General features: G+C 58.2%; 26 protein-coding genes. 17 read left to right on the plus strand and 9 right to left on the minus strand.

The features are described from left to right. Positions 1–12: 12 nt before the first annotated feature. From QRN50_RS10165 to QRN50_RS10175, 3 genes are all read left to right on the plus strand, one after another. Positions 13–558: a 1,2-dihydroxy-3-keto-5-methylthiopentene dioxygenase gene (locus QRN50_RS10165; protein WP_011267284.1), complete on the plus strand. Its 546-nt coding sequence runs from the start codon at positions 13–15 to the stop codon at positions 556–558. Between the two features lie 16 nt (positions 559–574). Beyond that, positions 575–1,258, plus strand: a complete 684-nt coding sequence (mtnC, locus tag QRN50_RS10170) for an acireductone synthase (protein ID WP_024640613.1) — start codon at positions 575–577, stop codon at positions 1,256–1,258. Between the two features lie 254 nt (positions 1,259–1,512). Beyond that, the gene (locus QRN50_RS10175) at positions 1,513–2,235 is read left to right on the plus strand and encodes a helix-turn-helix transcriptional regulator (RefSeq protein ID WP_024640612.1); all 723 of its coding nucleotides are present in this window, start codon (positions 1,513–1,515) and stop codon (positions 2,233–2,235) included. 110 nt (positions 2,236–2,345) lie between these two features. Here the strand turns inward: QRN50_RS10175 and QRN50_RS10180 are convergent, their stop codons facing one another. Further along, entirely contained in the window at positions 2,346–2,624 is a 279-nt protein-coding gene (locus tag QRN50_RS10180) for a DUF3509 domain-containing protein (protein WP_003315128.1), read from the minus strand. A gap of 346 nt (positions 2,625–2,970) precedes the next feature. Here QRN50_RS10180 and QRN50_RS10185 point away from each other — a divergent pair, with 346 nt between their 5' ends. Together QRN50_RS10185 and QRN50_RS10190 are read left to right on the plus strand one after the other, a co-directional pair. Further along, the gene (locus QRN50_RS10185; RefSeq protein ID WP_003405774.1) at positions 2,971–3,516 is read left to right on the plus strand and encodes an ankyrin repeat domain-containing protein; all 546 of its coding nucleotides are present in this window, start codon (positions 2,971–2,973) and stop codon (positions 3,514–3,516) included. 100 nt (positions 3,517–3,616) lie between these two features. Further along, positions 3,617–4,135, plus strand: coding sequence for a hypothetical protein (locus tag QRN50_RS10190; protein WP_003405772.1), 519 nt, complete (start codon positions 3,617–3,619; stop codon positions 4,133–4,135). On the opposite strand, the gene QRN50_RS10195 is transcribed toward QRN50_RS10190, so the two are convergent. Then, positions 4,132–5,058 carry a ZIP family metal transporter gene (locus QRN50_RS10195; protein ID WP_003405769.1) on the minus strand — a complete coding sequence of 309 codons (927 nt, stop codon included), beginning with the start codon at positions 5,056–5,058 and terminating at the stop codon, positions 4,132–4,134. The genes QRN50_RS10190 and QRN50_RS10195 overlap by 4 nt on opposite strands. Before the next feature lie 155 nt (positions 5,059–5,213). Here QRN50_RS10195 and QRN50_RS10200 point away from each other — a divergent pair, with 155 nt between their 5' ends. The 9 genes from QRN50_RS10200 (at position 5,214) to QRN50_RS10240 (ending at position 13,504) form a co-directional block, all read left to right on the plus strand. Next, complete coding sequence (locus tag QRN50_RS10200; RefSeq protein WP_003315122.1) at positions 5,214–5,405, plus strand: PLDc N-terminal domain-containing protein; 192 nt, start codon at positions 5,214–5,216, stop codon at positions 5,403–5,405. 200 nt (positions 5,406–5,605) lie between these two features. Next, the gene (gene speE / locus QRN50_RS10205; RefSeq protein WP_003371548.1) at positions 5,606–6,466 is read left to right on the plus strand and encodes a polyamine aminopropyltransferase; all 861 of its coding nucleotides are present in this window, start codon (positions 5,606–5,608) and stop codon (positions 6,464–6,466) included. A gap of 263 nt (positions 6,467–6,729) precedes the next feature. Continuing rightward, a complete protein-coding gene (locus tag QRN50_RS10210; protein WP_096127147.1) occupies positions 6,730–8,817 on the plus strand; it encodes an LTA synthase family protein in 2,088 nt (695 codons plus the stop codon). A 191-nt stretch (positions 8,818–9,008) separates the two neighbouring features. Beyond that, the gene (locus QRN50_RS10215; protein ID WP_003405762.1) at positions 9,009–9,245 is read left to right on the plus strand and encodes a hypothetical protein; all 237 of its coding nucleotides are present in this window, start codon (positions 9,009–9,011) and stop codon (positions 9,243–9,245) included. A 247-nt stretch (positions 9,246–9,492) separates the two neighbouring features. Continuing rightward, a complete protein-coding gene (locus QRN50_RS10220; RefSeq protein WP_003371555.1) occupies positions 9,493–9,834 on the plus strand; it encodes a ribonuclease E inhibitor RraB in 342 nt (113 codons plus the stop codon). Between the two features lie 83 nt (positions 9,835–9,917). Next, complete coding sequence (locus tag QRN50_RS10225) at positions 9,918–10,130, plus strand: hypothetical protein (protein ID WP_162492738.1); 213 nt, start codon at positions 9,918–9,920, stop codon at positions 10,128–10,130. A 165-nt stretch (positions 10,131–10,295) separates the two neighbouring features. After that, positions 10,296–11,705 carry a circularly permuted type 2 ATP-grasp protein gene (locus tag QRN50_RS10230; protein WP_003371557.1) on the plus strand — a complete coding sequence of 470 codons (1,410 nt, stop codon included), beginning with the start codon at positions 10,296–10,298 and terminating at the stop codon, positions 11,703–11,705. Positions 11,706–11,717: 12 nt separating this feature from the next. Beyond that, entirely contained in the window at positions 11,718–12,677 is a 960-nt protein-coding gene (locus QRN50_RS10235) for an alpha-E domain-containing protein (protein ID WP_003405759.1), read from the plus strand. Beyond that, the gene (locus QRN50_RS10240) at positions 12,674–13,504 is read left to right on the plus strand and encodes a transglutaminase family protein (protein ID WP_003371560.1); all 831 of its coding nucleotides are present in this window, start codon (positions 12,674–12,676) and stop codon (positions 13,502–13,504) included. The genes QRN50_RS10235 and QRN50_RS10240 overlap by 4 nt, the downstream gene beginning before the upstream one ends. A gap of 55 nt (positions 13,505–13,559) precedes the next feature. Here QRN50_RS10240 and QRN50_RS10245 read toward each other — a convergent pair whose 3' ends face one another. After that, positions 13,560–13,931 (minus strand): rhodanese-like domain-containing protein, encoded by a 372-nt coding sequence (locus tag QRN50_RS10245; RefSeq protein ID WP_011267291.1) that lies wholly within the window; start codon positions 13,929–13,931, stop codon positions 13,560–13,562. 609 nt (positions 13,932–14,540) lie between these two features. Between QRN50_RS10245 and QRN50_RS10250 the strand changes: the two genes are divergently transcribed. Further along, complete coding sequence (locus tag QRN50_RS10250; RefSeq protein WP_011267292.1) at positions 14,541–15,269, plus strand: amidotransferase; 729 nt, start codon at positions 14,541–14,543, stop codon at positions 15,267–15,269. Positions 15,270–15,332: 63 nt separating this feature from the next. Here the strand turns inward: QRN50_RS10250 and QRN50_RS10255 are convergent, their stop codons facing one another. From QRN50_RS10255 to QRN50_RS10265, 3 genes are all read right to left on the minus strand, one after another. Continuing rightward, positions 15,333–16,304, minus strand: coding sequence for a magnesium and cobalt transport protein CorA (locus tag QRN50_RS10255; protein ID WP_003405754.1), 972 nt, complete (start codon positions 16,302–16,304; stop codon positions 15,333–15,335). A gap of 123 nt (positions 16,305–16,427) precedes the next feature. Further along, positions 16,428–17,117, minus strand: coding sequence for a crotonase/enoyl-CoA hydratase family protein (locus tag QRN50_RS10260; RefSeq protein WP_024641414.1), 690 nt, complete (start codon positions 17,115–17,117; stop codon positions 16,428–16,430). A gap of 125 nt (positions 17,118–17,242) precedes the next feature. Beyond that, positions 17,243–17,536, minus strand: a complete 294-nt coding sequence (locus tag QRN50_RS10265) for a DUF6388 family protein (protein WP_003405751.1) — start codon at positions 17,534–17,536, stop codon at positions 17,243–17,245. 152 nt (positions 17,537–17,688) lie between these two features. Here QRN50_RS10265 and QRN50_RS10270 point away from each other — a divergent pair, with 152 nt between their 5' ends. Continuing rightward, entirely contained in the window at positions 17,689–18,018 is a 330-nt protein-coding gene (locus QRN50_RS10270) for an EthD family reductase (RefSeq protein ID WP_024641415.1), read from the plus strand. A 1-nt stretch (position 18,019) separates the two neighbouring features. Here the strand turns inward: QRN50_RS10270 and QRN50_RS10275 are convergent, their stop codons facing one another. Beyond that, a complete protein-coding gene (locus tag QRN50_RS10275) occupies positions 18,020–18,439 on the minus strand; it encodes a hypothetical protein (protein WP_003405745.1) in 420 nt (139 codons plus the stop codon). A gap of 149 nt (positions 18,440–18,588) precedes the next feature. On the opposite strand from QRN50_RS10275, the gene QRN50_RS10280 reads away from it, so the two are divergent. Beyond that, positions 18,589–18,759 (plus strand): DUF6021 family protein, encoded by a 171-nt coding sequence (locus QRN50_RS10280; protein ID WP_003405741.1) that lies wholly within the window; start codon positions 18,589–18,591, stop codon positions 18,757–18,759. Positions 18,760–18,825: 66 nt separating this feature from the next. On the opposite strand, the gene QRN50_RS10285 is transcribed toward QRN50_RS10280, so the two are convergent. Beyond that, positions 18,826–19,194: a c-type cytochrome gene (locus tag QRN50_RS10285; RefSeq protein WP_024641416.1), complete on the minus strand. Its 369-nt coding sequence runs from the start codon at positions 19,192–19,194 to the stop codon at positions 18,826–18,828. Between the two features lie 66 nt (positions 19,195–19,260). Further along, positions 19,261–19,791, minus strand: coding sequence for a hypothetical protein (locus QRN50_RS10290; RefSeq protein WP_003405737.1), 531 nt, complete (start codon positions 19,789–19,791; stop codon positions 19,261–19,263). Positions 19,792–19,920 lie beyond the last annotated feature (129 nt).

Below are 19,920 nucleotides of genomic sequence, written 5' to 3' on the forward strand. Positions count from 1 at the left end.
GAGGATTCACGCATGAGCAGCCTGTCCGTTTATCACGTTTCAAGCCCTGATATGCCCAACAAGGTGCTGACCCATCTGGAAGACATCGCGTCGACACTGGCCGAGCACGGCGTGGCGTTCGACCGTTGGGAAGCCGCGACGCCGATCACTCCCGGTGCCAGTCAGGAAGAGGTGATCAGCGCCTATCGCACGCAGATCGACACGCTGATGACCGAACGCGGTTATGTCACCGTGGACGTCATCAGTCTCAACAGCGATCACCCGCAAAAAGCCGAATTGCGCGCCAGGTTTCTTGAAGAGCACCGCCACGGCGAAGACGAAGTACGCTTTTTCGTCGCCGGGCGGGGCTTGTTCACCTTGCACATCGACGACTATGTGTACGCCGTGCTGTGCGAAAAGAACGACCTGATTTCCGTACCGGCCGGCACGCGGCACTGGTTCGATATGGGCGAAAACCCGCACTTCGTGGCCATCCGCCTGTTCAACAACCCGGAAGGCTGGGTGGCCAATTTTACCGGTGAAGACATTGCCGGCCGTTTTCCACGGCTGGAAGACTGACAGGAGCCCGATTCTGATGCCCATCAAAGCTATCCTCACGGATATCGAAGGCACCACCAGTGCAGTGAGTTTCGTTTTCGACGTGCTGTTTCCGTTCGCCAGAAAGCACCTGCCCGCATTCGTTCGCGAACATGCCGAGCAACCGGCCGTGGCGCAGCAGTTGCAGGCGGTGCGCGACCTGGCCGGTGAGCCGGACGCCGATGTCGAGCGCGTCATTGCACTCCTGCTGGAATGGATCGCCGAGGACCGCAAAGCCACACCGCTCAAGGCCCTGCAGGGGATGGTCTGGGAGCAGGGTTACAACGCCGGACAGCTAAAGGGGCATGTTTATCCGGATGCTGTCGATGCCTTGAAACACTGGCATCAACAGGGCTACCGGCTTTACGTTTATTCCTCGGGCTCTATTCAGGCTCAGCAATTGATTTTCGGCTGTTCCGAGGCGGGCGATCTGTCCGGCCTGTTCAGCGGTTACTTCGATACGACCTCCGGCCCCAAGCGCGAAGCGCAGTCCTACCGGACGATTGCCCAGGCAATGGACTGTCCTGCCGGGGACATTCTGTTCCTGTCGGATATCGTCGAAGAACTCGATGCCGCACAGGCCGCCGGCATGGCCACCTGTGGTCTTGCGCGTGATGGCGGGGCACTTGCCGGGCACCGGTATGTGACCAGTTTTGCGCTTATCGACCCAGCCGCTTTCTAGAAGACTCCCGCCTGCTGTGCGCGGCATCGTCCTGATGCCGCTGCATTGAAAACTGCCTGCCGCAAGGCTCACGCACTACGTCTGTAGGACTTTTCCTGCTTTCTGGTGAGCTGTTGCCGGGTTGAAAGTGCGTTGAATCTGTTTGTTCTGTTCGCCGTTTTTCAACGTGATTATTCGTGTAAGTTCTGCGCCATCGCCAACGGGGTCACGGACAACACCTGTACCGATTCACGGGCGAACAAGGAGCGGCAGCGATGTGCAGTGCCATGACAGAAAGCGCAACCAGGGACTTATTGATACAGCAGATGGTGAGCACGATTACCGAGCTCGATGGGCAGACCGCCATCGAAAATGCACTCGAGTGGTTACGGCGCGAATGCAACAGCGAGCGCGCGATGTTCTTTCAGTTCAAGGGGCCGCTGTTGCTGACGTTCATCACCTCCAACGTCGACGAAGCGTGGGGCGATGCCTACCGTCAGCACGATCTGATCATGCAGGACCCGGTAATCCGTTGTTATCGCAATCAACTGGGCTTCCTTAACTGGCAGGATGCGTTCAGGCAATACCCGGTATCCGCCTTTTATGACGAGCTGGTCGATGCCTGTGAACTGCTTCCGGCCATCTCCTACGGCTACACCAATCATTGCCGCGGTGCCGACAGCGTGACATCGGTGTGTAGCCTGGGCGAAGTGGCGCGGCCCATCAGCGCTGAACAAAAGTACCTCATGAGCAGTCTCATGCCGGTGCTGCACAGTGTCGCGCGGGGTCTGAAGTTCTGTTCGCGCGGTCTGACCCATCGTGAGCTGGAAGTCTTGCAGTGGGCCAGAGACGGGAAGACGGCCTGGGAGATCTCGATGATCCGCGACGTGTCGGAGTCGACGGTGAAGTATCACCTCAAGACCATCTACTCCAAGCTCGGCGTTGCCAACAGGGCACAAGCGGTGGGCGAAGCACTGTGTCGTGGCCTTATCAGATAGTCGGCGGACAAAACGCAGGCAAAAAAAAGCCGCGAGAACAAGGTGTAATCGCGGCAAACAAGGGATGAGAGAGCGTACAGCGGGTGCCACCCAAGAGGGTGGCGGGCAAATCAACGTGTGTGATACGTCGGCAGATCAAAACGGTGCTGGCTTTGCAGCATCGAGATGGCTGGCAACTCGCTGGCTTGTGCAGCCAGGTCACGGCGGATGGCACTGATTACCCATTCCAGTTGAACCGGAGTGTGCAACTGAGCATAAGAGACTGAGCGACGGATCTGCTTACCATCCTGGGTACGCAGTGACAACAGAACACCACCATCGGGACGCGGTTGAGTGGTGACGGTGTAGTCGGAGAATACGGAAGCGAATTTTTCTTGAATAAAAGTCATGTGAGGCGGCTCCATTGCTCATGGGATAACAAGCTTGCAAGTACTATTGCAGTGTCTGTGCCAGACTTTCCTTGAAATTTAATCCTTTAAAATCAATAACTTGAAATATCTCTTGTTTTCAGGCTTCGTGCATTTTGCATGAACGCCCGTCGTGCGCCCTGCATTTTGCCGTTTCTTGCACGATGGGCATCGGGCAGAAGGGCGATTGCATGCATTGCGGCGATCATGAGCAGGCATTGCGCATGGGGATCGATGCCAATCGAACAGCTGGCGAGAGTTGAGGTCAGTGTGTTTATCGATGCCGGGTCAACGCATACCCGGAGTACCGTGCGCCAAGGAGTAGTTAATGACCGATACAGATATCAGCGCTTCGAAAACCATGACTGAAGACGAAGCTGCCGAGTTCGCCGAGCAGGTATTCGATGTGGCTCGCCAGGGGAATGCCGTCATGCTTGAGCGTCTGCTTGAAAAGGGCCTGCCGGCAGATCTGCGCAACCACAAGGGCGATACGCTGCTGATGCTGGCCAGCTATCACTGCCATGCGGATGCGGTCCGTGTGCTGCTGAACCACAAGGCTGATCCTGAAATCCGCAACGATAATGGCCAAAGCCCCATCGCCGGCGCAGCGTTCAAGGGCGATCTGGCAGTGGTCAGGTTGCTGGTCGAGGCGGGTGCCGATATAGACGGTGCCTCTGCTGATGGGCGTACCGCATTGATGATGGCAGCGATGTTCAATCGCAACGAAATAGTCGATTATCTGATCAGTCAGGGCGCGGACCCGCATGCCACCGATGCCAAGGGCATCACTGCACTGGGCGCCGCTCAGGCAATGGGCGCGACCGTCACCATCGAGCAGTTGAGCAAAATGGGCGTGCAGCCAGCCCGGTCCTGACGGCGAGTGCATTGACCGCAAGGCATGAACACATAGAGGCGCGATGGATTTACCGTTATCCTTCGCGCCTCTTTTTTTGCCCGCTATCAGGATCGCCCCCATGAAAGACTCACTGGTCGAATTAATCAGCAAAGTCAGCTCCGGCTGCATGGGCGACGATGAGATCGTGCATATCGCCGATGAAGCCGCGCAGGCGTATGCCGATCCGCAGGCATTTCTGGCGGCCAACCCTGATATCAACTACGACGATACATTCCCGATCCCGCTGGGCGAGTGGGTCGTGGTGGGCAGCCTGCCGGAAACCGTACTGTTCCAGGCCGACAGCTACATGGACCTGTTCGAGCAGATCGTGCAGTCGTTTGGCAAGGACGTGACCTTCAACATCAAGCCCAGGCAGCTGGCCAAGGTAGAGCCGCTGGTCGCGCTCAATCGCATTCAGATTCAGTTGAGCAGCATGAACAAGGAGATGGGCGGCTATGTGCTGATGAACTTCAGCCAGCCACTGGATGACGAGTTGCAAGCGGTGCTGGTGTATGGCCGTGACGAAGCACGCGTAGTCGAGCTGGCAGCAACGGCCGGCATCCATGCCGCACCTGCACTGCAAGCCTTGCGCGGTTAGCCCAGCGCCGTATCGAGAAACATCATCACCGCAAAGCCGCCCATCAGGCCCAGGGTTGCCGAGGTCTGATGGCCATTGCGGTGGGTTTCCGGGATGACTTCATGAGAGACCACGAAGATCATCGCGCCTGCCGCCAGCCCCATGCTCAACGGGTAGGCGATGGCAAAGCCGCTGGAGATGCCCAGGCCCACCAGTGAGCCCAGCGGCTCCATGAGGCCGGAACCGATGGCCACCAACATCGCCTTGAAGGCCGACAGGCCGGTCGCACGCAGGGCCAGCGCAATGGCCAGACCTTCGGGAATGTCCTGAATGGCGATGGCCGTGGTCAATGGCAGGCCGACGTTCATGTCGCCGCTGGCGAAACTGACGCCAATCGCCATGCCCTCGGGCAGGTTATGCAGGGTGATCGCCAGCACGAACAGCCAGACCCGACTGATTCGATCCGAATGAGGCCCCTGGCGGCCTACGCTTTCATGTTCGTGCGGGGTGAACCTGTCCAGCCCCAGCATCAGCAGCACCCCCAGCCCCAGGCCGGCGACAACCGTCGCAGCTGCCCACGGCCCGCTGTCGGTAATGTCCCGGGCGGCTTCCAGGCCTGGAAGAATCAGCGAGAACGAACTGGCCGCCAGCATCATCCCCGCAGCGAACCCGAGCATGATGTCCTGAGCGCGTTGCGAGACGTTGCGCAGGGCAACCGCCATCACTGCGCCTAGCGCCGTCGCCAGAAAACCAGCGATACCGCCCAGCAGGGCGTGATTGAAGTTGACCTGACTGGTGCCATAGAAGGCGTTGTAAAGGCTGATGCCACCGAGGCCGACGACGATCAGCAGGGCGAGGGCGAAGCCCAGGCTTACCAGCGGGCTGCCCTGAAGCTGGTTTAACCAGGCCGCCCAGGGCGTTCGGGATGATGCGGGCGTAGGCATTGATAGGGCTACCTTTGTAAAGGGGGAGAAGCAAGGGTGACTGAAATATAAAGTCGACCCCGTCTGGGAGCCCGAGAATATAAGGTTGGTTCAACGGAACCCCCGAACGGCGCGACTATCCTAGGAGGGTAAGCATTTAATTTAGGGGCAACACCATGGGTTCTAGCTTCAACGGCCTGGTCGGCTTGATCATTCTGGCGCTCGATATCTGGGCCATCATCAACGTCTTGAAAAGCGGTGCCGAGACGGGCAAGAAAATCCTTTGGGTATTGCTGATCGTACTGCTTCCCGTGGTGGGCCTGATCATCTGGGCAATCCTCGGGCCGCGTGGTAACGTACGCATGTGATACGTCCATACGCTGGGCAAATAACGCTTGATTACCTTGGGTAGTCAGGCGTTTTTCGTTTCATGCGGCGGGCATTTGCAGCGGCAATGCCACGCCAGGCTGCATAGAGGTTCGACCTGTCATGTTCCTCGACGTAGAATGCGCGCCTTTGTTGTGGGCGGTCGGCCGTCCTGTCATCAGTACCCAGCGGGAGCTTACCCATGAGCGATTATCAGGAAACGTTATACGAAGGCTACGGCCAACGCTTTCGTATGGAAAAAATGCTTCACGAAGTACGTACCGATCACCAGCACCTGGTGATCTTCCAGAACCCGCGCATGGGCCGCGTCATGGCGCTGGACGGCGTCATTCAGACCACCGAAGCGGACGAATTCATCTACCACGAAATGCTCACCCATGTGCCGATTCTGGCGCACGGTGCAGCCAAGCGCGTACTGATCATCGGCGGTGGCGACGGCGGCATGCTGCGTGAAGTCGCCAAGCACATGAGCGTCGAACATATCACCATGGTCGAGATCGATGCGACCGTGGTCGAGATGTGCAAGGAATATCTGCCCAATCATTCCAGCGGTGCCTTCGACGATTCGCGTCTGAACCTGGTGATCGACGACGGCATGCGCTTCGTCGCGACCACCGAAGAGAAGTTCGACGTGATCATCTCCGACTCCACCGATCCGATCGGCCCGGGTGAAGTCCTGTTCTCGGAAAACTTTTATCAGGCCTGCCATCGCTGCCTCAATGAAGGCGGCATTCTGGTCACCCAGAACGGCACGCCTTTCATGCAGTTGAGCGGTGTGCAGACCACGGCCGGGCGCATGAACGGTCTGTTTGCCGACTGGCATTTCTATCACGCAGCGATCCCGACCTACATTGGCGGCGCAATGACTTTCGCCTGGGGTTCGACCGACAAGAGCTATCGCAAACTGCCGCTGGAAACCCTGCGTCAGCGTTTCTCGGGCAGCGGTATTGTTACGCGTTATTACAATCCGGAAGTCCACATCGGCGCATTCGCCTTGCCACAGTACGTTCTGCAGGCCGTAGGCAAGGCCAGCAACGACTGATGAGTCGGTCCGGCTCCTCGAGCCGGATTTTCTCGAGCGTGGCCTGTGAGGCTTTATAAGCGCTTAATTCGCGACAGAAATTTCACACGGTCTGTCACAAAATTGCGCGCGAAGCTGAACAGGCACGCGTCTTCATGGGCCGACCTGGCCCCTGGCGACCCGCAATCAAGTAATATCTGCGCCCTGTCGCGCGCCGTCTCCCTCAAGAGGAGGGCGGCGCTGCACTCTGAACCTACCCCTGAATCCACCGGATCCTGACAACCATGGCCAAAACGGACGCCCAGATTCATCGGCAAGCCCGCCTGCAAAACCCCACTGTCAAATCGCATCTGGCGTACATCCTGCTCAGCGGCTTCGCCCTGATGGTGATGTACACGCTGTTGCGTATCGGTCTGCTGGTCTACAACCGCGAGATGATTGGCGACACGCCTGCCTCGACGTTCCTTGAAGCACTGTTCAACGGCACGCGCTTCGACCTGCGCCTGACCATGTACCTGTTGATTCCGCTGGTGCTGTCGCTGTTCAGCGCACGCGCCATGGCGGCCCGCGGGTTCTTCCGTTTCTGGCTGACCCTGGTCGGCAGCATCACGCTGTTCTTCGGCTTGATGGAAATGGACTTCTACCGTGAGTTTCACCAGCGCCTGAACGGCCTGGTGTTTCAATACGTCAAGGAAGACCCGAAGACTGTTCTGAGTATGCTCTGGTACGGTTTCCCGGTGGTCCGCTACCTGCTGGCATGGGCCGTGGTGACCTGGCTGCTGAGCCTGGTGTTCAAGGGCATTGACCGTGCAACCCGTCCACGTGTCGCTGCAAAAACCGGTCCGCAAGCCACTCGCTCCGTTGCGCCGTGGTATGTGCGCGCCGGCGTATTCGTGCTGGTGTTGCTGGTCATGGTGGTCTGCATCCGTGGCACTTTGCGCCAGGGCCCGCCGCTGCGCTGGGGCGACGCTTACACCACTGATTCCAATTTCGCCAACCAGTTGGGCCTCAACGGCACACTGACGCTGATCACTGCGGCCAATAGCCGTATGTCCGAAGATCGCGACAACATCTGGAAAGCCACGCTGCCACAGAACGAGGCCCAGCAGACCGTGCGCGACATGCTGCTGACCCCGAACGACAAGCTGGTCGAGCCGGATATTGCGGCTGTGCGTCGTGACTTCACGCCACCGGCAGAGAACACCTTGCCGATCCGCAATGTGGTCGTGATCCTGATGGAAAGCTTCGCCGGTCACTCGGTGGGCGCGCTGGGCAACGATGCCAACATCACGCCGTACTTCGACAAGTTGTCCAAGGAAGGCCTGTTGTTCGATCACTTCTTCTCCAACGGTACCCACACCCACCAGGGCATGTTCGCCACCATGGCGTGCTTCCCGAACCTGCCGGGCTTCGAGTACCTGATGCAGACGCCGGAAGGCAGCCACAAGCTGTCGGGTCTGCCGCAATTGCTGAGCACGGGCCGCAACTACGATGACGTCTACGTCTATAACGGCAACTTTGCCTGGGACAACCAGTCGGGTTTCTTCAGCAACCAGGGCATGACCAACTTCGTCGGCCGTGAAGACTTCGTCAACCCGGTGTTCTCCGATCCGACCTGGGGTGTTTCCGACCAGGACATGTTCGACCGTGGCGCGCAGGAGCTCAAGGCGCGTCAGGACGGCAAGCCGTTCTATGCGTTGCTGCAGACCCTGTCCAACCACACGCCGTATGCGCTGCCGGATCCTCTGCCGGTCGAGCGCGTCACCGGACACGGCTCGCTGGACGAGCATTTGACCGCCATGCGTTATGCCGACTGGGCGCTGGGCCAGTTCTTCGAGAAGGCCAAAAAAGAGCCTTACTACAAGAACACGTTGTTCGTGGTGCTGGGTGACCATGGTTTCGGTAACGACAAGCAACTGACCGAAATGGACCTGGGCCGTTTCAACGTGCCTCTGCTGCTGATCGGCCCTGGTGTGCAGGAGAAGTTCGGCCAGCGCAGCAGCATCGTGGGTACGCAGGTCGACGTCGTGCCGACCATCATGGGCCGTCTGGGTGGTCTGAACCGCAACCAGTGCTGGGGCCGCGATCTGCTGAACCTGCCTGAGGGTGACAAGGGCTTCGGCGTGATCAAGCCGTCGGGCAGTGAGCAGGTGGTCGCTATCATCAGCGGCAACCGTATCCTGATCGAACCGACCGAGATGCCTGCCAAGCTGTTGACCTACACCCTTGGCGCCAAGCCGCATGCCGAAGAAGTGCCTGATGCGCCCGACACGCAGGAGCTCAAGCGCAAGCTGGAAAGCTTCCTGCAGACGGCCACCAAGAGCCTTCTGGACAACACGGCAGGTGTAGAAGCCAGCAAGAACCGCAACTGATGACAACTGACTCGTCCGGCTGACCGGCGAGTCGGATCAGTCAAGCGACGAAGGCCCTCGGCATTGACTGCGAGGGTCTTTTTTTTTGCCCGGCATGGCTGGCCCGGCGGCGTAATCGGTTGAACGAATACGCGGGCCAAAAGGTCCAGATCACATAAGCCAGAGTGCCTGGCTTCGTACGGGAGGCATTGATGAAACAGTGGGCCATTGTGTATCTGGACAAGGATGGTGTGCAGCAACGCCGCGAGGCTGGTTTTGATCAGCGTCCCAGTGAGGAGGAGGCCGCGCGTTTCCTGCGCAAGGACCTTTACCCGGTCACCGACGAGCTGGATCTGAATGATCTTGATGGGCGCACTGAGGAACCTACCGTGAAGACGCTCAAGGACCATAACAGTGTGCAGATCGTTTCCATTACAGAAGTCGCCTGATCTGCGCTGATCAAAAACCTTTTCGTGGCAACCACTTGGCATCCGGCCCACGATAGGGCTACTCTGCAGATGAGGCTGTTCAGGCAGCCTCTGACATCTCGATACCCGACCGGCGCCAAGCCTGGTCCGGTCAGCTACATGCTTGATTCCCCGCGCCGGATTATCTGTCGTGAGGCGACCTCCGAAGACTCGGCGGTCGCTCTGGAAGAGTTGAAACTCTATCTATCGTTGCATAGGAGGACGTTTCATGAGCACAGCCTATCAAGAGGACATCAGCAGTAATGTACTGCGCCGCATGAAAGAAGGCGGTTTTGACTTCGCACGAATCTATCCCATCGAGTTCTACGCCATCTTCCCGGACGAGGAGCGGGCACGGCAGGCCGCAGAGCAATTTCGCGGCGAATCCCTCAACACTCAGGTAAACGTACGTGATGACGGCCATTGGCACCTGCAATTGAGCAAGGTCATGTACGCGACTTATCACGGCATTGGTGACTTCGAGCAGGACTTCCAGACGGTCATTTCACCTATGGACGGCGAAGTCGAGGGATGGGGCGTTACTCAGGAGATCAGAAGACTGCACGCTTGATGGCTGCGGATTGTCAGGCAATACACCACCGGCTGATTCGGGACACGTTCCGGATCGGCCGGTTCTGTTTCTGGTCCTTGTTCATGAACAGTGGTCAAAAAAAAGCCACTCAAATGAGTGGCGCAAAGGGAAGTCTGTTTAAAATCCGCAGGCATTTCTCGCCTGCTGGACAAAATATCGGTTGCGGCAAAAGCGGCGTTTGGTGCCCTGTTTGCTCGGTTGCTATGGAGTGTGGCGAACTAATGTCGTTGGCGGAAATCAACTCTGACTATGCTGATCATAGATTTCACGGTTGAATGACGCCTCCGAATGAAGCGCGAAAGAATTGGCTTGGGCGTTTAGTGCACAGGAATGGTGCATGGAACGTCGAGTGTTTACCTAACCTTTTGAAATCAAAGCGTTTATGCCGGTGGCACGGGCTTTGCGATGGTCTTGGTGTCCATGGTGACAAGGAGTACGGCATGATCCGCACCTTTTATGACGAGATGTACGATGCGGGCGGCGTAGTCCGTCCGCACTATCGGGAGTTCGCCCGCTGGCTGGGTGATACACCTCCCGAGCTTTTGGCTCAACGCAGGCGCGAAGCTGATCTGCTGTTTCACCGTGCCGGGATCACGTTCACACTCTATGGTGATGAGCAGGGCACCGAGCGGCTTATCCCTTTCGATACCATCCCGCGCAGCATCCCGGCCAGCGAATGGCGGGTTGTCGAGCGTGGCTGCATTCAGCGCGTCAAGGCGCTGAACATGTTTCTGGCCGATCTGTATCACGACCAGCGGATCATCAAGGCCGGGATAATTCCCGCCGAACAGGTGCTGGCCAACGAGCAGTACCAATTGGCAATGCAGGGCCTGAATCTGCACCGCGATCTGTACTCGCATATTTCCGGCGTCGATCTGGTGCGCGACGGTGACGGCACCTATTACGTGCTGGAAGACAACCTGCGCACCCCGAGCGGCGTGAGTTACATGCTCGAAGACCGCAAGATGATGATGCGCCTGTTCCCGGAGCTGTTTTCCGCGCAGCGCATTGCGCCGATTGACCACTACCCGAATCTGTTGCTCGACACGCTCAAGAGTTCCAGCCATCTGGACAACCCGAGTGTCGTGGTGCTGACGCCTGGCCGCTTCAACAGCGCTTTTTTCGAGCATGCATTTCTGGCTCGCGAGATGGGCGTCGAACTGGTGGAAGGTGCTGATCTGTTTGTCCGCGATGACCGCGTGTTCATGCGCACCACTGATGGCCCGAAAGCCGTTGACGTGATCTATCGTCGTCTCGATGACGCATTCCTCGATCCGCTGGCCTTCAACCCTGACTCGATGCTGGGCGTCCCGGGGCTGCTGTCTGCCTATCGATCCGGCAACGTGGTGCTGGCCAATGCGATTGGTACCGGCGTTGCGGATGACAAGTCGGTTTATCCCTACGTCACCGATATGATTCGCTTCTATCTGGACGAAGAGCCGATTCTCAAGAACGTGCCGACCTGGCAGTGCCGCAAGCCCGAAGAGCTGTCGCATGTGCTGGCCAACCTGGGCGACCTGGTCGTCAAGGAAACCCAGGGCTCCGGCGGCTACGGCATGCTGGTCGGCCCCGCAGCGACCGCCGCCGAGATCGAAGCCTTCCGGGCGCGCCTCAAGGCCAAGCCGCATGCGTACATCGCCCAACCCACCTTGTGCCTGTCGACCTGTCCGACCTTTGTCGAGAACGGCATCGCCCCGCGACATATCGATTTGCGCCCGTTTGTTCTGTCCGGTCGTGAAACCCGCGTTGTGCCTGGCGGGCTTACCCGAGTGGCCTTGCGTGAAGGCTCGCTGGTGGTCAATTCGTCACAGGGTGGCGGAACCAAAGACACCTGGGTGGTCGAGGATTAAGGATGCCTGCCAATGTTAAGTAGAACTGCCTCTGATCTTTTCTGGATGTCGCGTTACCTGGAGCGAGCGGAGAACCTCGCCCGCATGCTGGACGTGAGCTATTCGCTGTCGCTGATGCCGCAGGACGGGCGGGGCGACGGGCTGGATGAAATAGCCATGCCGTTGCTGATCACCGGAACGCTGGAAACCTATATCGAGCGTCATGGCGAGCTGCATGCCGAGCGCATGCTGCATTTCTTTGCTCTGGACGCCACCAACCCGGCCAGCATCTACAGCTGCCTGGGCGCAGCAAGGGTCAGTGCGCATGCCGTGCGCGGTCGCATCACCGCAGACATGTGGGAGAACATCAACTCCACCTGGCTGGAGATTCGCGGCATCGCCCAGCAGGGGCTGACCCGCTACGGCATGAGCCGTTTCTGCGAATGGGTCAAGGAGCGTTCGCACCTGTTCCGTGGCGCGACCTACGGCACCATCATGCGTAACGATGCGTTCCGCTTCATCCGTCTGGGTACGTTCATCGAGCGCGCCGACAACACCATGCGCATGCTCGATGCCCGCTATGAAATGCTTGAATTACGCGGGCCACAGGCTAACGCTGCGGCGGACAACTCGGCGGCCGGTTATTACCAGTGGAGTGCCTTGTTGCGCGCACTGTCTTCGTTCGAGGCTTACACTGAAGTCTATCGGGATGCGCCAGGCGCGCGTCAGGTTGCCGAACTGTTGCTGCTGCGTGCCGACATTCCGCGTTCGCTACGCGCGTGTCTGGAGGAGATGGACGTCATTCTGGCCAGCCTGCCCGGCGTCAACGGTCGACCTGCGCAGCGCATGGCGGCCGAGATGGACGCGAGATTGCGCTACACCAGCATCGACGAGATTCTGGCTGAAGGCCTGCACGAGTGGTTGAACGAATTCATTCCGCTGCTGGCTCAACTGGGTGATGCCATTCACACTTCGTACCTGGAGGCTGCATGAGACTTTCGATAAGCCATGAGACCACCTATCACTATGATGACCAAGTGCGCTCGAGTATCCAGTATCTGCGTCTGACGCCTCACGACAGTGAACGTCAGCAAGTGCTCAGCTGGCAGTTGACGTTGCCACGTCCGGTGCGCGCGCAGATCGACCCCTTTGGCAATATCCTGCATGTTCTGAGCCTGGAAGAGCCGCACGAAGCGATCATCATTGGCGCGCGCGGGCAGGTTGAAATCGACGAGACCCGCGAGGCCGAGCACGAAAGCCAGTCGGCATTGCCGTTCTTGCGCGTGACCCGACTGACCGAGCCTGACGAGGCGATTCGCAGTTTTGCGGCCATGGAGTGCCGCAAGCGCGCTGACCGCACGGGGTTGATCGACCTGATGCAGGCGCTCAACCAGCACATGACCTACACCCAGGGCGCAACCGAAGTGGACACCAGTGCCGCGCAGGCCTTCGCCGGACGCTCGGGCGTGTGTCAGGACCATACCCACGCGTTTCTTGCCTGTGCCCGTAGCCTTGGGGTACCGGCTCGTTATGTCTCCGGCTATCTGTGCAGCGAAGACAGCGAGCATCTGTCCAGCCACGCCTGGGCCGAGGCCTGGATAGACGACGCCTGGTACAGTTTTGATGTCACCAATCAGCTGGCCATCCCCGAGCGTCACTTGAAACTGGCGGTAGGGCTGGACTATCTGGACGCCTGTCCGGTACGCGGCATGCGGCGCGGCGGCGGATCCGAGCAGATGCACGCCAAGGTCGTGGTGTCGCCCATGACCGGCACGCCGAAAGTGAAAACCCGCGTGCAGGTCCAGACGCAGCATCAGTAATCCGCAGCGGGTCTGCGCATCATGAAGTGGCCGGGCTCAATTGCCTGGCCATTGTTCATTCGGCGGGGTCGTCGGTGATGTCGTAGAGCGCGTTGTGCAGCTCTTCATAGTTGCCGCCATTGATGACGCTGAAGTAGCCGGCAGCCCGGAGCTTTTCCTGGGCCTTGTCGGCCTTGCTGTCCGTGCTGCTGAAAATCACGAACACCGCATTGCGGTCGGTGAGCACCTGTTTCATCTGATTGACCAGCCGTCGATCATCGACGCGTACCGCGTTCAGTACCGTACCTGCGTCATAGTCGGTCTGGCTACGCACATCCATCGCCAATTTGCCTTCCTTAAGCGCCGCCACGGCTGCAGCCTGATCGACCATCCCCGCGTGTGCTGCGAAACTGCTGACAAGTGCACAAACAGCAATCCATTGGCGCATACATTCAACCTCCCTCAGTGCGAAGGGAAAGAGTGGCACAGATGAACGTTGATCGAAAGCGCGTGGATCAACCAAACAATCGATTCAGGTTAGGCACGATCAATAACAGCGCAGTAGTGAAGAGGATCAATCCCGCCTGACGTATTTTGGAGTGTTTGAACTTGAACATGGCTGACCGCCTTTTGTTGTTATTCCTGAGCGACAAAAGCAGGCCCGATCTGCAAAACAGATAATCGACTGCTGGCAAGGTTGTGCATTGAACAGGTGGGTCCGGTCATTCGACCGCTGGCCCGAGCGCTGAAAGGATTTTGCGCGCCTCCTGTTACAGATATAACCATAGAGCCGAGGTGCCCTATAGTTTAGAACTGTTGGGAATCTAAACGTGTTTATCTAGAATCGAAAGCTATTACCGCGTGGGGCGCTGAATGCTCAGGCCTTTTCTAGACGCTTCGTCGGTGGCCTGCAGTTTTGCACCGTTCGTCCGGGACAGAATTTTCCTACATGGAATAAACGTCTGAAACGGGCCGGGGTGCTGCTTGATTTGCCGAGGTCTTCAAGGCAGGCTCTGCCGGTGCGCTACTGCCTCATTACTGCTTCAGGGTCTCTCTTATGTCTTTACGCATCTGTATTCTGGAAACCGACAATCTGCGACCTGAACTGGTCGAGCAGTATCATGGGTATGGGCGGATGTTCGAATTACTCTTCGCTCGCCAGCCCATCGCCGCAGAGCTGACGGTTTACAACGTGGTGCAAGGGGACTATCCACCTGCAGATGAGCAGTTCGATGCTTACCTGGTGACCGGCAGCAAGGCCGACTCATTTGGCACCGACCCGTGGATTCAGACCTTGAAGGTCTATCTGCTGGAACTGTATCAGCGCGGCGAAAAACTGCTGGGTATCTGCTTCGGTCACCAGTTGCTGGCGTTGCTGCTGGGCGGCAGGACCGAGCGTGCGGTGCAAGGGTGGGGCGTCGGCATTCACCATTATCAACTGGCCCCCGCCAGGCCGTGGATGACGCCGGCGATGGACAAGCTCACGCTGCTGATCAGCCATCAGGATCAGGTCACTGCTCTGCCCGAAAACGCGACGGTGCTTGCGTCCAGCGAGTTCTGCCCGTTTGCGGCCTACCATATCAATGATCAGGTGCTGTGTTTCCAGGGGCATCCCGAGTTCATCCATGACTTTTCCCGCACCTTGCTTGACCTTCGTCAGGAAGCGCTGGGCGAGCAGATTTACAAGCAGGGTGTCGCCAGCCTGGATCACGACCATCATGGCGCGACAGTGGCGGAGTGGATGATGCGCTTCGTGGCGCATAAACCGGAAAAACAGTCCGTCTGACCCGGCGCATGGCGCATTGTCATGCGCTGGCCGGACTGTCTGGATGGGAATGCGGTGGCGGAGTTATAGCCAGCCGGAGCGCTTGAAGCTGGCGAACAGCGCCGTACACCCGCCCAGAATGACACCCAGCACGATGAAGTAGCCGTGTTCCCACTTGAGTTCAGGCATGTTCTCGAAATTCATGCCGTAGATGCCGGCAATGGCCGTCGGGAACGCCAGAATCGCCGCCCAGCCGGCAAACTTGCGCTGCACGATGCTTTGTCGCGAAGACTCCAGCAGCAGGCCGATTTCGATCGTCTGGCTGGCGATGTCACACAGGTTGCCGAGGTCTTCCATCTGCCGCTTGACGTGAATTTCGACATCGCGAAAGTAGGGGCGCATGTTCTTGTCGATGAACGGAAAACTGAGTCTCTGCAATTCTTCGCCCACTTCCACCATGGGTGCCACGTAGCGGCGCATGCGTAACAGGTCGCGGCGCAGGGCATGAATGTGCTGGATGTCGGACTCGCGCAACGAACCACCAATGACGCTCTGCTCCAGTTGCTCGAGCTCGGCGTGGATGGCTTCGGTCACCGGCTGATAGTTCTCGGTCACGAAGTCCAGAAGCGCGTAGAGCACGAAGTCTTCGCCGTGCTCCAGCAGCAGTGGTCTGGCCTCGCAGCGCTGACGCACCAGTCCGTAGGACTTGGAGTGGCCGTTGCGCGAGGTGATGATATAGCCCTTGCCGGCGAAGATATGGGTTTCGATGAACAGCAGCTTGCCGTTGTCGCGTACGGGGGCGTAAGTCACGATGAACAGCGCATCACCGAAGGTTTCCAGCTTCGGACGGCTATGCACCTCCAGCGCGTCTTCAAGGGCCAGCTCATGCAGATTGAACTGATCCTTGAGGCTGGTCAGCTCCGCGTTGGTGGGCTGCTCCAGTCCTATCCAGACGAAATGATCGGGCTTGGCCGCCCAGGCGGCGCCCTCATCGAGGGTGATATCACGGACTTTTTTGCCCTTGCTGTACACCGCTGCTGCAACAACTCGGCCCATGGCGCTATCGCTTCTTCAATTTGTCAGTGGCGCAAAAACATGCGCGGTCGCTGATCAGATTGATCAAATGCGTATGAGTTCGCCGATAAACGAAAGCCCGTTTGCGCGGGCTTCGGTTGAGGATCACAGCATGTGCTGTCGATCCTGTTCGATCGCGGCCTCCAGCGTGTCGAGCAAAGCCTTTCTGACCTTGAGCTTGGTCTTCTTGTGCGCGCTCATATTGATCTTTTTCAGCTGCCCGGCGACGGTCAGCGCGGTGCTCTGCAATTCCTCGACGCTGACCACCCGGTCCAGAAAGCCAGCAGCCATCGCGGCCTCGGGGTCGAACATCTCGGCGTTGATTACCGAGCGATTGAAGGCCGACTTGCGCAGGCGGTCGCGCGCCAGTTCGATACCGGCGTGGTGCATGGTCATGCCGATCTGCACTTCGTTCAGGCCGATACTGAACGGCCCGGCGACACCGATTCGATAATCGGCGGACAGCAGCAGAAAGGCGCCCTTGGCAACCGCGTGGCCGGGGCAGGCGACGATGATCGGGAAGGGGTGCGACAGCATGCGCCGTGCCAGCGTCGAGCCCTGTGCGACCAGCTCGATCGCGGCCTCGGCGCTGGAGGTCATGACCTTGAGGTCGTAGCCGCCCGACAGAATGCCCGGCTGGCCGGTGAGAATAACGATGGCCCGATTCTTTTCGGCCTGATCCAGTGCGGCGTTGAACGCAACGATCACGTCCGGGGAAATGGCATTGACCTTGCCGTTGTTCAGGGTCAGCGTGGCGACACCGTCGTCCAGATGGTACGAGACCAGATCACTCATGGCGTGATTCCTTTATTGAAGTGAGCAGACGTTACTCATCCATAAGGAACAGGTAAAGCGCTGACTGCCGGGTCACTGAACAGTGTGCCGATCAATGGCTGATTCAGCGCCGACTGCGCTCCGCGTCATGGCTGGATATCGTTGAATCCGCAATACTCTTCCCAGTCCATCCCCAGCGCTTCGGCGACCTGGCGATGGGCTTCAAGGCGCATGCTCTGCAACTGTTCGGGCGACTCGGCAATCAGTTCCAGCGCCAGCTCCCAGGTCTCGATACCCTGGCTCTCGGCTTCGTCTTCGAACGCCCACTGCACTTGCTGCTTTTGCTCCTTGGGGCTCAAGGCGCTGATTTCATCCTTCAGGGTCGGATGGGTCGCGAGGTATTTCGCCAGCGCGGCCTCGTTCCACTCAAGTGTATTCATGCGGTTTTTCCTCAAACGTTTCGATAGCCAGGCTGTCTGTTGAAATAGTCTGGCAAGACGGCGTGATTGTGAGGGAGGAGGCCTTTGGTGTCAGCACTTGCAAGCCGCTGTCCACACGAATTTATTGACCACTTGAACAGGAGCCTGTCGTTATGATCAAAGTCAGCGTGCTGTATGCGTATGAAGAGGGTGCCCGTTTCGACCACGATTACTACCGTGATAAACACATGCCGCTGGTGCAGGAAATGATGGGCAAGTACTGCAAGGGTTACAGCGTGGACCGGGGCATAGGCGGAGCAACGCCAGGCTCGGACCCCGTGTATATAGGCATGTGCCACATTTACTGTGATTCCATTGAAGACTTTGAAGCCGGCATGGGCCCGCATTCAAAGCAGATCAATGCCGATATCATCAACTACACCGACCTGATCCCTGAAATTCAGATCAGCGAAGTGCGTGCCGATGTGAAAACCGCTCTGTAAGTTATCGAGCGGTATCCCGAGAGGCCGCCTGTTTTTTCGAGGACATTCCACCCGATGGATCGAAACACTGACTGTCGTAATGCGGGCTTTGGCACTGCGAAGGAATGTTCGGCGGAGGCGGGCGGTTTCTCTGGAAGGCCTTGTAGCGCTCGGTCTCGATCACCTGCACTCGAGTGCGACCGCCGACCTTCAGGTATTCGGTAGCCTTGAGGTTGGTCTTGTGAACGTAGTCCAGCGGCTCGTCTTCCCATCGCATGTATGACGGCCCCTGGCGTTGCAATGCGCTTTGCGCGTTTTCATCGCACGGGATCGATGCATAGCTCACCTTGCCTTGGGGTGATGTGCATTTGAAGATCTCGCCGTACGCTGCGCCGCTACCCAGTAAAGCGGTCATTGCCAGTGTGATCGAAAGCCTTTTCATGATTCTCTCCTTACATGGCGCAAGGCTACCATTTGCCCTTGACTGCCGCCAGATGCCTCTTTGCAATGTTCCGTTCGTCAGACACATCGCACGGCTATGGCCACAGGCTCTCTGAATATCAGGTCCTGAATTTAAAAACGGAGGCGCATATGACCGGCACCCAGCCAGGCAGCAGCAACGGAAACAAGAATGATCCGGGTTTTGACGAGAAGTCACCGAACACCGAAGACCCGCAGATCGACCCTACCGAGCCGGCGAAGACTCCTGCCACCGATAAAGGCAGCAAGGACGATTACCCGCCTTACACGCCGGACAAGTAACTGACAGATTGCCCTCGGTGAGTACCGGGGGCGATTCATATCCGAACCTCGCTTTACCCCGGCGTACTACTTGTTGGCGTCAAGGTATTCCAGCAGATCCTCCATTCGCTGATCGTTACCCATCCACCACAGCTTCATGCGGGTGCCAGGTACAACGGCGCTCGGGTCCTTGATATAGGTGCGCAACTCTTCACGCGTCCAGACCAGCCCCGAGTTCTTCATCGCGTCGGTGTAAACGTAGCCTTCCTGTTGCCCCGCCTGACGACCAATGATGCCGTTGAGGGGCGGGCCAAATGCGCTGCGTGCAGAGGGGCCGATCTTGTGGCAACCCGAGCAGAGGCGGGTGAACACAGCTTTCCCGGCCTCCGCATCGCCCGCGCCCTTGGCAAGCGCAGGCAGGGTCAGTGCCAATAGGAGTAACGTGGTTTTTTTCATCGATAATCCACAGCGCGTTCTGCCTTGCGCTCAAAAGTGGCAGATTTTAGCGCAATTATCGGCGGATCACTTGCTGGCCGGTATCTGGCTCGACAGTTCGTCGAAGTCGCGCTTGTAACTCGCCATCTCGGCTGCGCTGACAAAGCTCTGTTCAAGCACCACTTTCTTCGCTCCGGACTCGATAGTGTCCAGTTGATGAAGGAAGCGCTTCTTCTTTCTGGCCTCCATCCGTGTACCTGCCGCATCGATAGCCGTGCGTAGCTCTGTTGCCCGCTGGTTTACAAAATCCTGGCCGCGACGGTCAACCGTGAGCCCGTCATTTTCGACATAGCCTTCCAGCCCGGTTTTTTTCAAAACCAGCCACAACGCCTGATCCGGGGTGAACGTACCCTTGAATTTCTTGACCTTTCTGCTGCTGTCCGCGCCCAGGTCGACCGTCACCGGGCAGCCGGATCGATGGGCTAACTGCTGCAAGGCCTCGTCCAGACGTTGCGAAGGCATGTCGTACTCCACCGGCGTCATCTGACACGCAGCGAACGCAGGAGCCGTCGCCAGACACGCAACAGCGAGAAGCAGTTTTTTCAGGGTGTTTTTCATGATTGACGGGTTTCATCCGGGAGGTAGGGCTTGGAAATCGTTTTCTGCATGATGTTCCCTGTCTGCCCGACGCTTGCTTGAGCAGTCGTGTCCCTGATGTCTCTTGACCCATGCCAGACGTTGCATGCT

The organism is Pseudomonas sp. MEJ108 (assembly GCF_030208985.1).
In the GTDB taxonomy this organism is placed as follows: domain Bacteria; phylum Pseudomonadota; class Gammaproteobacteria; order Pseudomonadales; family Pseudomonadaceae; genus Aquipseudomonas; species Aquipseudomonas fragariae.

Bases quoted from the DNA above. Each gene is read 5' to 3' on its own strand.
- QRN50_RS10165 (WP_011267284.1), top strand. From the start codon at position 13: ATGAGCAGCCTGTCCGTTTATCACGTTTCAAGCCCTGATATGCCCAAC.
- mtnC (WP_024640613.1), top strand. From the start codon at position 575: ATGCCCATCAAAGCTATCCTCACGGATATCGAAGGCACCACCAGTGCA.
- QRN50_RS10175 (WP_024640612.1), top strand. From the start codon at position 1,513: ATGTGCAGTGCCATGACAGAAAGCGCAACCAGGGACTTATTGATACAG.
- QRN50_RS10180 (WP_003315128.1), bottom strand. From the start codon at position 2,624: ATGACTTTTATTCAAGAAAAATTCGCTTCCGTATTCTCCGACTACACC.
- QRN50_RS10185 (WP_003405774.1), top strand. From the start codon at position 2,971: ATGACCGATACAGATATCAGCGCTTCGAAAACCATGACTGAAGACGAA.
- QRN50_RS10190 (WP_003405772.1), top strand. From the start codon at position 3,617: ATGAAAGACTCACTGGTCGAATTAATCAGCAAAGTCAGCTCCGGCTGC.
- QRN50_RS10195 (WP_003405769.1), bottom strand. From the start codon at position 5,058: ATGCCTACGCCCGCATCATCCCGAACGCCCTGGGCGGCCTGGTTAAAC.
- QRN50_RS10200 (WP_003315122.1), top strand. From the start codon at position 5,214: ATGGGTTCTAGCTTCAACGGCCTGGTCGGCTTGATCATTCTGGCGCTC.
- speE (WP_003371548.1), top strand. From the start codon at position 5,606: ATGAGCGATTATCAGGAAACGTTATACGAAGGCTACGGCCAACGCTTT.
- QRN50_RS10210 (WP_096127147.1), top strand. From the start codon at position 6,730: ATGGCCAAAACGGACGCCCAGATTCATCGGCAAGCCCGCCTGCAAAAC.
- QRN50_RS10215 (WP_003405762.1), top strand. From the start codon at position 9,009: ATGAAACAGTGGGCCATTGTGTATCTGGACAAGGATGGTGTGCAGCAA.
- QRN50_RS10220 (WP_003371555.1), top strand. From the start codon at position 9,493: ATGAGCACAGCCTATCAAGAGGACATCAGCAGTAATGTACTGCGCCGC.
- QRN50_RS10225 (WP_162492738.1), top strand. From the start codon at position 9,918: ATGAACAGTGGTCAAAAAAAAGCCACTCAAATGAGTGGCGCAAAGGGA.
- QRN50_RS10230 (WP_003371557.1), top strand. From the start codon at position 10,296: ATGATCCGCACCTTTTATGACGAGATGTACGATGCGGGCGGCGTAGTC.
- QRN50_RS10235 (WP_003405759.1), top strand. From the start codon at position 11,718: ATGTTAAGTAGAACTGCCTCTGATCTTTTCTGGATGTCGCGTTACCTG.
- QRN50_RS10240 (WP_003371560.1), top strand. From the start codon at position 12,674: ATGAGACTTTCGATAAGCCATGAGACCACCTATCACTATGATGACCAA.
- QRN50_RS10245 (WP_011267291.1), bottom strand. From the start codon at position 13,931: ATGCGCCAATGGATTGCTGTTTGTGCACTTGTCAGCAGTTTCGCAGCA.
- QRN50_RS10250 (WP_011267292.1), top strand. From the start codon at position 14,541: ATGTCTTTACGCATCTGTATTCTGGAAACCGACAATCTGCGACCTGAA.
- QRN50_RS10255 (WP_003405754.1), bottom strand. From the start codon at position 16,304: ATGGGCCGAGTTGTTGCAGCAGCGGTGTACAGCAAGGGCAAAAAAGTC.
- QRN50_RS10260 (WP_024641414.1), bottom strand. From the start codon at position 17,117: ATGAGTGATCTGGTCTCGTACCATCTGGACGACGGTGTCGCCACGCTG.
- QRN50_RS10265 (WP_003405751.1), bottom strand. From the start codon at position 17,536: ATGAATACACTTGAGTGGAACGAGGCCGCGCTGGCGAAATACCTCGCG.
- QRN50_RS10270 (WP_024641415.1), top strand. From the start codon at position 17,689: ATGATCAAAGTCAGCGTGCTGTATGCGTATGAAGAGGGTGCCCGTTTC.
- QRN50_RS10275 (WP_003405745.1), bottom strand. From the start codon at position 18,439: ATGAAAAGGCTTTCGATCACACTGGCAATGACCGCTTTACTGGGTAGC.
- QRN50_RS10280 (WP_003405741.1), top strand. From the start codon at position 18,589: ATGACCGGCACCCAGCCAGGCAGCAGCAACGGAAACAAGAATGATCCG.
- QRN50_RS10285 (WP_024641416.1), bottom strand. From the start codon at position 19,194: ATGAAAAAAACCACGTTACTCCTATTGGCACTGACCCTGCCTGCGCTT.
- QRN50_RS10290 (WP_003405737.1), bottom strand. From the start codon at position 19,791: ATGAAAAACACCCTGAAAAAACTGCTTCTCGCTGTTGCGTGTCTGGCG.